Genomic DNA, 12,093 nt, shown 5'->3' on the forward strand with positions numbered 1-12,093 from the left:
CTCCGGATAAATGTAAATAACAGGATTTATAATCATAAATAATTTCAAAAACGCTCATGTATTGGAATGTTAACAGCTAGAGAAAAATGTTTACAAAATCAGAGATTTTATAACCGCGAAAATCCGTGATTTTCGCATGCTATGTATTTTTCTGAGCATAAAAAAAATCTTTGATTTTATATGATTTTGAAGACTGTTAGTTTTGTGACCTTAAAATATGTAATTTTTACATGGTGTTGATGTTAGTGCTGTAATTTATGTTAATCATTGATTAAATAATGAATTTTTTTTAAACAAGTCAACTTAAATTAAAAGTATCACAACATGAAGTATAAACCGTGCACAGGATCAGACATGAGCGTTAAAATAAATTTTAGTATAGTAGTTTATTTAGTTTTAGCTAATTATACTTTTTAATGCCAGATGTGTAACAGATCATTAAGCTCAAACTATATTTAGGATTATGGAAATAATTAACCAGTATGTATATATGTTTAGAAGGCATTGACGGCTCGGGAAAATCAACACAAATTCTTCTTCTTGAGGAATGGCTCAATGAATGCGGATTTGAAGTTATGCGGGTTTTTGAACCCACTGATTCTGATACTGGGAGATTAATAAGGAAAATGCTCAGGGATCCTGACGCAACTGGAGAAAATTTCCAGAAAACATTGGCTCTTTTATTTGCTGCCGACCGCATGGTACTTATGGATGAAATCGAGGCTGCAGAAGAATCTGGTAAAATTGTAATAAGTGACAGGTGTTTTTATTCGAGTATTGTTTATCAAAATGACCCTTCATGGCTTTACGAATTAAATAAATTTGTTAAAATACCGGACATGGTAATATTGCTTGATCTGGATGTTGAAACTGCTCTTAAGCGGTGCGATGGTAAAGATAGCTTTGAAAATAAGATCTTTCTTGAAAAAATAAGGGAAAGATACCTTGACCTTGCAGAAAAGAATGATTTCTTTGTTATAAATGCAAATAATGGAATTAACAAAGTTTATGATGAAATGAAGAGGGTAATATCTCCTAAAATTGGTAGATGTGTTTAGTTAATTGTATTTTTATTTCTTTAAATTTTTAACCTGTTTTTTTAGGGAGATATCAATTTGTTTTGTTTGTAAATAATGGAATTAACAAAGAGGGTAATATCTTCCAAAATTGGTAGATGTGTTTAGTTAATTGTATTTTTATTTCTTTAAATTTTTAACCTGTTTTTTTAGGGAGATATTCAATTTGTTTTGTTTGCAAATAATACATGCAAATAATACATGCAAATTATAGATCTATTTTAATGGAATTATGAATATGCACAAAAATTAAGTATTATTTAAATCATAAATATCATCTGTACAAAAAACAAGCTCTAATGAAATTCTGAGTTTATTTACTATTTGCGGAGAAACAAGTATGGTAAATGAAGATGAACTTACAGATATGATAGTTAATATGGATTTAGAGAAAGTTGATGGCCCTAAAGATATCTGGGAAAAGAAGATTGATCTTGATGACGGCCGATCTTTAGTTGTAGGCTATGAAGAGGAATCAAAAGTCTGTCAGGGGTTAACTAAAGATTTAACCAGTGGAACAGATGAGGAAAAATGTGCCATTACCTACAGCTGGTACTGGGAAGTTAGGGACTCTGAAACATGGGATGTTATTTATGAAAATCATGATACGGATTTAGGTTTTTGTTCTGAAGATTTACAAAGAGCCTGGAGCGATGAAAGCACCTTTGAAGATATTGGTGATGTTCCAGGAACAGAACTCTGCACATGGAGCGATCAAAACGGTATAGATGATATAGTAGAGGATATAATTGATGATATTAGAGATGTTGTAAAAATACAATAAAAATAAGCATGCATCTTGATAGTTCAAGATTTTAAATTTTAACTAATAATTTTAAAGGATAATTATTGTTTATCCATTAATTATTTTATTTTCTGGTTCAAATTCATTTATAAGTGGTAAATAGCCCAAAATATTTAAAGGATAATTATTATTTATCCTCTAATTCTTTTATTCTCTGGTTTAAACCCCTGATAATAATGTCCTGTGCACCTTCGAGGTCCTGTTTTTCACCGACAATTACAGGTCCGTGTTCAGTCTGTTTAAATTCTAATTTGTCGTATTTTTCCATAACTTCTTCCACCAATTTTGATGGAGTTCCTGGAGGTATTCTCATTTCATATTCCATAAAATCACCTATTCAAAATAGTTTCTTACAGGTTCTAAAATTTCAATTAATTCATTTGTTACTGTATTTTTGAGGTCAAGGGGATGTAATTTTCCATCTTTATATGACTCTAAAAGCTCATTGTAACTTAATTCAAGATTTCCTCCAAATTTAGGAGGTCTTTCAATTAACATGGTGTCTTTATGGTCATATATGAAGTGTTTTGCTATTTCAATTATCGGATTTCCTTCCACTTCTCCTGCTGGGCAGAAACTGTTTTTAATCTTCTTTTTTATAGTTTCGGGAGAATCATCAATAGCTATGAAATTTTCTTTACTTGAAGACATCTTTTCAGAGCCGTCAGTTCCATGGAGAAGTGGTGTGTGGATTATAACTGGTACAGAAGACCCTACTTTCGGTAGGTTTTCCCTTGCAAGCATATGTATTTTTCTCTGTTCCATTCCACCAAGTGCAACATCAACATCTAAAAACAGCATGTCTATAACCTGCATAAGAGGATATATTACTTCTGCAACGCGGTGATCAGTTTCATGTCTTGTTATCTGTGCCATACTTCGTTTTGCACGTGCAAGAGTAGTTGAAAGTGCAAGCTGGTATATTTTACAGGTGTATTCTTCTGATGTTTGGAAACTGGAACCTAAAATGAATTCAGTTTCTTCACTCAATCCAAAGGCAAGGAAACATTTCCTCATGTAATCTGCAATTTCCTTAATTTCTTCAAGGGTTCCCTTTTCATTTAAATATGCATGGAGGTCTGCAAGAAGAATTTTAATTTTGAACCCTGCTTTCTGCAGGTCTATCATCTTTTTAACGGTGATAGCATGTCCAAGATGGACTTTTCCCGAGGGTTCATAACCGATATAAGCTACAGGAGAATCTTTTTGAAGTTTTTCTTTAAGTTCATCGTGGGATATTATTTCCAGTGTTCCTCTTTCTATCATGTCTATTGTATTATCTATGTCCATTATATCACCGTAAATTATCTAAAAATGAATTTTATCATCATGATTGAAAATCAGATAATTTATTAATATTTAAATTATCACTTTGCACATTTAATTATTTTTAAAGTTCCCTAAAATATAAACATTCCCTTCTATTTCAACTACAGGTACTTGAGACCCAATTTCAACATCAGCAATTTCAGGATTTATATCTATATCTAACGGTTCATATGAAACGGGATGAAGTATCTGAATTGAATTTGGAGATTTTGCAGTTACAGTTGTTTCCTTAATATCTTCTTTCTTTGCAACTGTTTCTATTTTATCGTAATCACGCCACTGGATTGAGGTCTGGCTTTGCGAAACTAAATCATGGACTGAAATTCGTTTACCTTCTATACTTGTAACCTGACCTAAAATATTTCCATATTTAACAAAGTCATTAACTCTGAAATAAGGTATTCTAAAAGAAATCCATGTCCTGTAAAGGTCTTTTCCAGCAGATTTGTCACGGCCCATTAGCCGAGGTGATTCTTTAATAACTCCACCAAAGTGGTCCTTCAAGATATTCGATAATCTTTTAGCAACCTTCTGAGAACCAACATAGTAATCTATTCCTTCTTTAAGCACGAAGCGCTCTGCTATATATGCCATTTTGTTCTTCTTTGAAATTTTATTGATACTGTCTGCGACGAGCATGTCAATGGAGTTTATCTCTTCTTCGTCGGGATTTCTGTTATCTGCCCTTAGTTGAATTACGGCCTCATAGTATCCTGACATGTATTTACTGCATTCTGGGCAGACATTTCTATTGATTTTAACATTTAACTTATAGTCTTGCTCGATTATTTCCCCTAAAATAGATCCTGTGATATGTACAATAAATTCAAGGGTAGATCCTCGTTCTAAAATCAGTTCAAGATCAATTTCAACATCTTCGGCATATTTGTTTAATGTTATATTGTCATTTAACGTGTTGAGTATAACTTCTTCGTCTGATATTTCTAAATCATGCCATTTTCCTTTCTCAAGGCGAGATTCGCAGTGGGCACATATTGTTATTTCTATTTGATCAGGAACCTCAGCTAAAACAACATCTTCTAAAAAACAGGATTTACAGAGATTATCAAAAAGTTTCTCTTCAGTTTTTCCACAATTTGGACAGAACATAAAAATCATTCATTTAAAAATAATAGTATTTATAAATGGGAAATACCATTTATAATGTCTTAAGTGGAGCTTTAGCACCACATGCTTCGCATTTAAGTAAAAATACACGGTCTTCTCGGACTATCTTGGTATCTGGCCTGTTACACTCGTGGCACATGATAAATCTTTTTACATAGTCGTCTATTCTTTCATTTATGAGGTAGTGTGTAAATTTACCCTGCATTATAGCTCTGCTTCCTTCTAAATTCCCTGCAGTTCCTAATTCTCTGAGTAAAAATTTGAGAACATGCTGAGGGTCCCTGTTTAATGCTTCTGTAATATCTTTAAAGTTCTGTATAATTGTCCTGTTTCCCTGAATTACTGAATATGCTTTAGGAACGCTAAATCGTTTTGTTTCAAAAACCTTTTGGGGTAACTGGTCTATAGCTCTATCTAATAATTTATCGTAATCGCTCATATTATCAACCTCCAATAAAGTTGAATTGGTTTAGTTATAATCTTAAAAATAACATTTTAAATTATAATGGATATAGTTATACTTTTCATGACTTAAAAAAGTAATGATCTCGGCTGTGAAATTATAAATTTCTTTGGACATGGAAAAATAGTCAAAATTTTGAAAAATAAAAAAAATGGGGTGTGGATAAATCACACTGTTTTAAGATATCCAGATGCAGGTTCAAATACTAGTCCCTGTTGTTTAAGTTTTGTTATTATCTGCTTGACTTTATCTTCACCTATGTTGTACCTATCGGAAACTTCATCAGTGAGTATGTTGACTGGTACTCTACCGCCGTATTCCTCACTTAACTCTTTAATGACATCAAGAAGAACTCTGGCTTTATCACGTTCTGATTTAGGTGTACGTCCTTCTACTTTGTCAATATCAACTTTTCCGGTTTCAGGGTCATATCCCACCTGTTTCATACATTCCTGCTGCAGCTTAATGGCCCTTTTTGCATCATCCGCAGTAACTTTTTCTCCTAAACGTATCTTACAGTTTGCCTCAGATAACCTGACCAGCGCTTCAAGCTGACGGGCTGTAATTGGAACTGGAGAATCTTCATCCTCTGCGCTGCCCCTCATTCCAACATAAAACTCTTTAAGTACTTCAATGGCATCATCAGTAAGTTCAGGGCTGGGCTGCTTTCTTGCATATGCAATATATTTCCTTAAAAGTTCCGGATCAATCTCAAAAGGAATTTCCGCACTTTTATGTATATTCAAAATGTGGCCTGCAAGTTTTCTATCCCTTTCAGCGTCAGGTTTATCTTCCACAACAAATATGAGGTCGAACCTGGAAAGTATCGGTGCTGGAAGGTTTATCTGTTCTGCAACAGATTTATAACGGTCAAATCTTCCAAATTTCGGGTTCGCTGCTGCCAGCATGGCGCATCGAGAGTTTAAAGTTGCCATTATACCTGCTTTTGCAATACTTATTGTCTGCTGTTCTAATGCTTCGTGTATAGCGGACCTATCTTCAGACCTCATTTTATCCAGTTCGTCTACACAAGCATTACCCCTATCTGCTAAGACCAATGCACCTGCTTCAAGCGACCATCCTCCAAGATCGTCCTTAACAGCAGCTGCGGTAAGTCCTACACCACTTGTACCTTTACCACTTGTATATATTCCCCTTGGTGCCAGTTTTGATACATATTTAAGTATCTGAGATTTACCAATACCGGGGTCACCAACAATAAGTATGTGAATATCTCCCCTGATCCTGGTTTTATCTTCAAGCTCCTTTACACAACCTCCAAACAACTGGAGAGCTATAGCTTCTTTTACTTCTCTATAACCCTGGATTGAAGGCGCTGTTGAATTAATAATTTTATTATAAACGTCAGGATCGGCTGCGAGTTCTACTATTTCCTGTTCATCTTCTTCACTTATTTGAAGTTCTTCAAATTCCTGTTCAAGTGCATCAATGTAGTTACAGTAGATATAATTTTTGAAAAGTTTTGTCTGTTCATCTCTAACTGTTTTTAAAGTTCCTGTAATCCTTATTATGTCTCCTGGAGTTATGGTGTCCACAAGATCATCTTCTAAAACTACATTAATCTGTCTGGGCTGTTCTCCCCCAGATAAATTTTCAAGAGGTTCTTGAAGCTTTGTAGTCTGAGTATCAATAAATTCAGATTCGTCTTGAATTAATCTAAATGATCTGCCACCGCACTCTTGACATAGTGCAGGTTCGCTTATCATGTTGCTTTTTTGGGGAACTTCATGAAGCCTCATGCAGCTTCGACATTCAAACATCGCATTTACAATTCGCGGACGGATTTCATTGGCTTTCCTAATAATTCCGTCAACTGCAACGAATTTACCGATATACTTACTTTTTAGGTCCCTTAAAGGAATTACATTACTTAAATTTTCAAACCTCACCTGTAAATCCGCATTTTTTCTGGCTGTATCTATGTTTTTTATTGCCTTTTGTGCTGCCTGTATAACTTCTTCTGGCTTTTCGATCAGCAAATCAGCCAAGTCCGGGTCAAACATCTCGAGCTGTAAATAGTTCACTACTACAGATCTTTCGTCAGGATACTTGGCGAGCGCTTCAGAAACAATCTCTTTACATTCGGGTGTGCTGAAAAACTCTTCAAATTTTGCTACTGATGTTTTTGATTTTTCGGTTATGGTGTCCATTGTTAAAGTATATCTATGTATAATATAATATCCTTTACTATACAAATGATAAAAATTAATTAATTAATGAAGTTTATTTTCAATAATTTATAAAACCTAAAACGGTTAATCTGGTGATATAATGAAAAGATCAAGGTTAAACTTATTCAAATTTACATCAATGACAATATCAGTTCTGGGAATAATATTGCTGGTCCTTTTCATAGGTGTTGTTGCGTATATAGTCGTTGCTGATGTATCATCTAAAGTTTCCTCTAATGTGGGTACTGGTTCTGCTTATGATACTTTGGCGTCGTTAAAATCGGAGTATTCTACGTTGAATAATTCATTTAATACAGTTAAGTCTAAAGCGGGTAAATCTTCAAGTAGTAAAATTAGAAATGATACTATTGATGCTGAACTTCAGCTTGTAAAAGCGCAGACTGCAATAACAGATGTGGAAAGTGCATTATCTACAAATCAGCCTCAGGATGTAGTTAACACTAGACTTAATGCAGCTATTGCTCAATTACAGAAAACTCAAAAAAGTGTAAGTACTGTAACTGGTGAAGTTTCTTAGCTATTAAAAATGAATATTTTTTATAGGTGGACAGCTGGAGTGAATCCGGCTTGTTTACATTAATTTTAGTTTAAGCACAAAAAAGGAATAAAAGAAGACTTAGTAAAAAGTCATTTCTAACGTGTCATGAAATCGCTGATTAATTTTGCACTGCAGAGCATGACGTGCTTCTCGTTCGCGCAATGCCAAACTTATGGCTCTATGGGCCATATCTTCCAGTTCATCTCGAGGTAATTCTTTGATACGTTCTATTAACGTTTCTCTTGGTAGTTCTTCACTTTCTAACAAGAAATAAAATGAGTTTTTAAAAAGTTCTTCATCTATGTGCTTCATACATTATTATATTATTTTTATTCATTAATATAATTTATGCACTGCTTTTAGATAATACTTATTTCAAATAAAAATATTATTGTTATTCATTTATGATAATAATTTAATTCAATAAAGTAATAACAATAAAAAGGTTAAAATCTAATTCTAAGTAGTAAAAACGAGTACACTATTTGATCTTTAATAGAGAATAGGGATGCATTTGGGGCAATGATTATGATCTTTGGGTATAATTCCAATGTTTTATTTGAATTATCCCTAAATTATTGAGATTTAGTTATTTAATCGAATTACATTTTAATATATTCGTTATCAGTTAGTAATGTTAATTAAATGAACATATTCTTGTTTGGATGTATTTTCTCATTAGCCATATGCCCCACTATAAAAATTAATTCTTATTCAAAAACTAATATTTTTTTAAGGCTATTAAATACATTTCAACACTTTTCTTCCTTGAAGACGGAGGTTTTGTTGTTTTAACTATTTTAAATTTCTTTTTAACCTCTTTAAGAAGTGATTGAAATCCTTCTCCCTGAAATACCTTTATAATCATGCTGCCGTCAATTTTAAGGACTTCATCTGCAATTTTTAATGCATTTTCCACGATATCAATGGATTTAAGCTGATCAATGTCTTTTATTCCAGTTAGTTTAGGTGCAGCATCAGATAAGATTATATCTGCATTCCATTCAAGCGAATCCTTTATTTTTTCCACAGTTTCACTTTCTGTAAAATCGCCTGTAATCTGAATAAAGTTTTCATTCTCAAATGGTCTTATCCTTTGAAGATCCACAGCAACAACTTTCCCGTCATCTCCAACTATATCCAGCGCTACTTGAGACCAGCCTCCTGGTGCAGCACCTAAATCTACCACGTAATCTCGAGGTTTAATAATTCTGAATTTCTTATTAAGCTGTATTAATTTGTATGATGCTCGGGATCTGTATTTTTCCTTTTTTGCCATTTTATAGTAATGTTCACTTTTACTTTCAATTTTCCATTTTTCACTCATTTTAAACTCCTTTAAAATTATTTTATATTGTCAAATTTAATAAAACTGATTTTATTATGGTTTCTGAAAATTAAGGGCCTTACATACTGGTTTTCCAATTTTAATTATTTCTACATCAACTTTTTTATTTTCAATTTTAAGAAGCATAACTGATGGATCGGATAACCTTGGAACAGTTGGACTGCCTGGATTTAAAAGAAGCACGTCTTCTAATTCAGTTATGAATGACCAGTGTGTGTGGCCTGTAATAAGGATTTCAACTCCAAGTTCCATTGCAATATATTTTAACTGTTGGGTGTCTCCTTGGGGATAGACTTGGCCGTGGTTGAGCCCAATTTTTATGCCTTCAACCTCAAAAACAACACTTTTTGGAAGTTTAATGCCGCAAGCTCGGTCCATATTCCCTTGAGAACATTTAGTTGGAGCTATTTTTTCAAGTTCCTCCAGTACATCGTAAGATACCAGATCTCCTGCATGCAGGATCATATCCACATCTTTAAATATGTCAAACACTTTTTCAGGTATCTTTGAAGCTCTCTCTGGAATGTGAGTATCGGATATAACGCCAATTAACATTTTAATCTCCTTTGTATCTAATAATATCAATATGTAATAGAAAAAGATTGTGAGTACACTGCTTGAAAATCAGGGTTTAATTATTTCATGAATTTAAATATAATTTACTTGATGTATATCATTTAAATCTTGAATAAGAAGTATTTAACTATTTTACATGACTTGAAATATAAAAATTTTATAATTCAATAAATTGTATATGTCTTTAAATATACGAAGGTTACTATATTAATAGATCATAGATTTAAATAAGATGATTATTACATATATTTATCTTAATATTAAAAATAATTAAATCAATATGCTATAATAATACATATAATATAAAATGTTATTTGAGTACTATTTTGAGTGATATCATGCATGAAGTCATAATTTGTGAAAAGCCAAAATCATCTGAGAAAATAGCTAATGCGCTTTCTAGAAATACAATTAAAAATAGCTATAAAAAGGTTCCGTACTATGAATTTGAAGAAAATGGGAAAAAAACAACTGTGTTATCTGCGGTAGGACATTTATACTCCCTTTCACCTACAAATTCAAAACAGGACAAAATTTTTGATATAGATTGGGTTCCACTTTATGATAAAGATAAACAGAAAAAATACGTTAAAAATTATGTGGATGCCATTAAAAAGCTTGCAAAAGGCGCTGATAAATTTATTCATGCTTGCGATTACGATATAGAAGGAACTGTAATTGGATATAATGCATTGAAGTATGCATGTGGTGAAGACAGTATAGATAAAGCTACAAGGATGAAATTTTCAACCCTTACCAAAGAAGATATAGTTAAAGCTTATGAAAATCCAATCCCTATCGATTTTCATCAGGTTGACAGCGGTATTGCAAGACACGTACTTGATTTCTTATTTGGGGTTAATATATCCAAATATCTCACTGATTCTGTAAGAGAAGCTACATCAAGGTATGTTCAGCTTTCTGCAGGTAGAGTTCAAACTCCAACACTTTCTATACTGGTTGATCGTGAAAAAGAGATTAAAAACTTCAAACCAATTCCTTACTGGCTTATAAAAGCAGCTCTTGAAGATGATATAATCGCTGATCATAAGGCTGGGAAAATATTTGAAAGGAAAGAAGCAGACGGCATCTTAGCTGACTGTGGGGATGCAGATGCAGTTGTAACAGATGTTACTTTAAGGGAAAACAAAAGAACACCTCCAGTTCCTTTTGATCTGGGAAGTCTCCAGTCAGAGGCATACGGAGTATTTGGATTCAGCCCTAAAAGAACCCAGCAAATTGCTCAAAACCTTTATACAGAAGGTTACACTTCTTATCCCCGTACTTCTTCACAGAAACTCCCAAAAAGTATCGGATATGATAAGATACTTAAGCAGTTGAGTAAAAATGCAGAGTTCAAAAAGCATGTAGATGCACTCAAAAAACCTTTAAAACCAAATGAAGGTAAAAAAACAGATGAAGCGCACCCTGCTATTCACCCAACAGGTACGTTACCTACTGGGCTGGATACAAATGAACAGAAACTGTATGAACTTATAGTTTACAGGTTTATATCTGTATTTGGAGAAGATGCACTTCAAGAATCCATGAAAACGAAATTAAATATTAATTCGCAGGAATTTTCATTCAGCAGAAAAAGAATGGCAAAAATGGGATGGCTTGAACATTATCCCTTCAGGAAAATTGAAGATGAAAAATTCCCTGACATTAAGAAAGGGGATACATTAAAGGTTAATGAAATTTTATGCGAAGAAAAGGAAACAAAACCACCTGCAAGATACAATCAAGCTTCTTTAATACGTGAACTCGAGAAAAGAGGTCTCGGTACTAAATCAACCAGGGCAAATATAATATCTATCCTCTACGACAGAAAATACATTGAAGGTCAGAAAATACAGGTTAATGAACTTGGTGAACACCTTATAGATACACTAAAAGAGTATTCTGAGGATATAACAAGCGAGGAACTTACAAGAAAGTTCGAAACTGAACTTGAAGATATCATGGCGGATAAGATTACCAAAGACAACGTTATAGAAGAAGCTAAAGTTGGACTTTCATCTATTCTCGACGATATTGAGAAAAATAAATCTAAGATCGGTGAGAAACTTTATGAGGCTTACCAGGAAAGCAGAATTGTAGGCCAATGTAAGTGCGGCGGTAACCTGGTTATGAAATATTCTTACAGGACCAAAGGCACATTTGTGGGATGTTCTGCTTATCCAAAATGTAAGGTAACTTACCCTATACCTAGAGGTACCAACGTACTTAAAACCAAATGTGAAAAGTGCGGACTTCCAATGATATCATTTGGAAAACCACGTCAGAGGGCATGTCTGGATCCAAAATGTGGTAGGAATGGTAAAGAATCGACAAATGAAGTTGTTGGCGTTTGTCCTCAATGTGGTGAACAGCTTATTAAACGAATGGGTCGGTATGGAGAATTTATAGGCTGCAGCGGGTTCCCAAAATGCAGATTTACAAAATCTGTAGAAGAACAGGAAGCTAAATAATTGAATTAATTTAGTTCATTTTCTAATTTTTTAAAATAGACTTTATAGATCTTTATTTTATTATAAACTATTTTTAATAATCTGTTTTGTTATATTTTATTCTTTAAATCACTTAATGCTTTTATAAATATGGCTGAGTTTTT

12 protein-coding genes are annotated in these 12,093 nt (G+C 33.3%); 4 read left to right on the forward strand and 8 right to left on the reverse strand.

Annotation, left to right across the window (positions count from 1 at the left end; all coding sequences use genetic code 11):
* Positions 1 to 482 precede the first annotated feature (482 nt).
* On the forward strand, positions 483 to 1,058 hold the full coding sequence (tmk, locus tag EJ01_RS10275) for a dTMP kinase (protein WP_048081013.1): 576 nt from the start codon (positions 483 to 485) through the stop codon (positions 1,056 to 1,058).
* A gap of 358 nt (positions 1,059 to 1,416) precedes the next feature.
* Positions 1,417 to 1,860: a hypothetical protein gene (locus EJ01_RS10280; RefSeq protein ID WP_048081012.1), complete on the forward strand. Its 444-nt coding sequence runs from the start codon at positions 1,417 to 1,419 to the stop codon at positions 1,858 to 1,860.
* A gap of 148 nt (positions 1,861 to 2,008) precedes the next feature.
* On the opposite strand, the gene EJ01_RS10285 is transcribed toward EJ01_RS10280, so the two are convergent.
* The 5 genes from EJ01_RS10285 to mcm form a co-directional block, all read right to left on the reverse strand.
* Positions 2,009 to 2,206: a hypothetical protein gene (locus EJ01_RS10285; protein WP_048081011.1), complete on the reverse strand. Its 198-nt coding sequence runs from the start codon at positions 2,204 to 2,206 to the stop codon at positions 2,009 to 2,011.
* A gap of 8 nt (positions 2,207 to 2,214) precedes the next feature.
* Complete coding sequence (locus EJ01_RS10290; protein ID WP_211251417.1) at positions 2,215 to 3,171, reverse strand: tyrosine--tRNA ligase; 957 nt, start codon at positions 3,169 to 3,171, stop codon at positions 2,215 to 2,217.
* 90 nt (positions 3,172 to 3,261) lie between these two features.
* Positions 3,262 to 4,320 carry a 60S ribosomal export protein NMD3 gene (locus EJ01_RS10295; RefSeq protein ID WP_052376066.1) on the reverse strand — a complete coding sequence of 353 codons (1,059 nt, stop codon included), beginning with the start codon at positions 4,318 to 4,320 and terminating at the stop codon, positions 3,262 to 3,264.
* A gap of 49 nt (positions 4,321 to 4,369) precedes the next feature.
* A complete protein-coding gene (locus EJ01_RS10300; RefSeq protein ID WP_048081009.1) occupies positions 4,370 to 4,777 on the reverse strand; it encodes a translation initiation factor IF-2 subunit beta in 408 nt (135 codons plus the stop codon).
* A gap of 191 nt (positions 4,778 to 4,968) precedes the next feature.
* Positions 4,969 to 6,972 carry a minichromosome maintenance protein MCM gene (gene mcm / locus EJ01_RS10305; RefSeq protein ID WP_048081008.1) on the reverse strand — a complete coding sequence of 668 codons (2,004 nt, stop codon included), beginning with the start codon at positions 6,970 to 6,972 and terminating at the stop codon, positions 4,969 to 4,971.
* A gap of 121 nt (positions 6,973 to 7,093) precedes the next feature.
* On the opposite strand from mcm, the gene EJ01_RS10310 reads away from it, so the two are divergent.
* Positions 7,094 to 7,531 (forward strand): hypothetical protein, encoded by a 438-nt coding sequence (locus tag EJ01_RS10310; RefSeq protein WP_048081007.1) that lies wholly within the window; start codon positions 7,094 to 7,096, stop codon positions 7,529 to 7,531.
* 99 nt (positions 7,532 to 7,630) lie between these two features.
* Here the strand turns inward: EJ01_RS10310 and EJ01_RS17305 are convergent, their stop codons facing one another.
* From EJ01_RS17305 to EJ01_RS10320, 3 genes are all read right to left on the reverse strand, one after another.
* Positions 7,631 to 7,864, reverse strand: coding sequence for a hypothetical protein (locus EJ01_RS17305; RefSeq protein ID WP_048081006.1), 234 nt, complete (start codon positions 7,862 to 7,864; stop codon positions 7,631 to 7,633).
* A 409-nt stretch (positions 7,865 to 8,273) separates the two neighbouring features.
* Positions 8,274 to 8,879: an RlmE family RNA methyltransferase gene (locus EJ01_RS10315; protein ID WP_048081005.1), complete on the reverse strand. Its 606-nt coding sequence runs from the start codon at positions 8,877 to 8,879 to the stop codon at positions 8,274 to 8,276.
* A gap of 54 nt (positions 8,880 to 8,933) precedes the next feature.
* Positions 8,934 to 9,455 (reverse strand): metallophosphoesterase, encoded by a 522-nt coding sequence (locus EJ01_RS10320; RefSeq protein ID WP_048081004.1) that lies wholly within the window; start codon positions 9,453 to 9,455, stop codon positions 8,934 to 8,936.
* A 359-nt stretch (positions 9,456 to 9,814) separates the two neighbouring features.
* Here EJ01_RS10320 and topA point away from each other — a divergent pair, with 359 nt between their 5' ends.
* Positions 9,815 to 11,950 (forward strand): DNA topoisomerase I, encoded by a 2,136-nt coding sequence (topA, locus tag EJ01_RS10325; protein WP_048081003.1) that lies wholly within the window; start codon positions 9,815 to 9,817, stop codon positions 11,948 to 11,950.
* The last annotated feature ends 143 nt before the right edge of the window (positions 11,951 to 12,093 follow it).

This window comes from Methanobacterium veterum, from assembly GCF_000745485.1.
In the GTDB taxonomy this organism is placed as follows: Archaea; Methanobacteriota; Methanobacteria; order Methanobacteriales; family Methanobacteriaceae; genus Methanobacterium_D; species Methanobacterium_D veterum.

Coding starts and splice junctions, on each gene's coding strand:
- tmk (WP_048081013.1), top strand. CDS start 483: ATGTATATATGTTTAGAAGGCATTGACGGCTCGGGAAAATCAACACAA.
- EJ01_RS10280 (WP_048081012.1), top strand. CDS start 1,417: ATGGTAAATGAAGATGAACTTACAGATATGATAGTTAATATGGATTTA.
- EJ01_RS10285 (WP_048081011.1), bottom strand. CDS start 2,206: ATGGAATATGAAATGAGAATACCTCCAGGAACTCCATCAAAATTGGTG.
- EJ01_RS10290 (WP_211251417.1), bottom strand. CDS start 3,171: ATGGACATAGATAATACAATAGACATGATAGAAAGAGGAACACTGGAA.
- EJ01_RS10295 (WP_052376066.1), bottom strand. CDS start 4,320: ATGTTCTGTCCAAATTGTGGAAAAACTGAAGAGAAACTTTTTGATAAT.
- EJ01_RS10300 (WP_048081009.1), bottom strand. CDS start 4,777: ATGAGCGATTACGATAAATTATTAGATAGAGCTATAGACCAGTTACCC.
- mcm (WP_048081008.1), bottom strand. CDS start 6,972: ATGGACACCATAACCGAAAAATCAAAAACATCAGTAGCAAAATTTGAA.
- EJ01_RS10310 (WP_048081007.1), top strand. CDS start 7,094: ATGAAAAGATCAAGGTTAAACTTATTCAAATTTACATCAATGACAATA.
- EJ01_RS17305 (WP_048081006.1), bottom strand. CDS start 7,864: ATGAAGCACATAGATGAAGAACTTTTTAAAAACTCATTTTATTTCTTG.
- EJ01_RS10315 (WP_048081005.1), bottom strand. CDS start 8,879: ATGAGTGAAAAATGGAAAATTGAAAGTAAAAGTGAACATTACTATAAA.
- EJ01_RS10320 (WP_048081004.1), bottom strand. CDS start 9,455: ATGTTAATTGGCGTTATATCCGATACTCACATTCCAGAGAGAGCTTCA.
- topA (WP_048081003.1), top strand. CDS start 9,815: ATGCATGAAGTCATAATTTGTGAAAAGCCAAAATCATCTGAGAAAATA.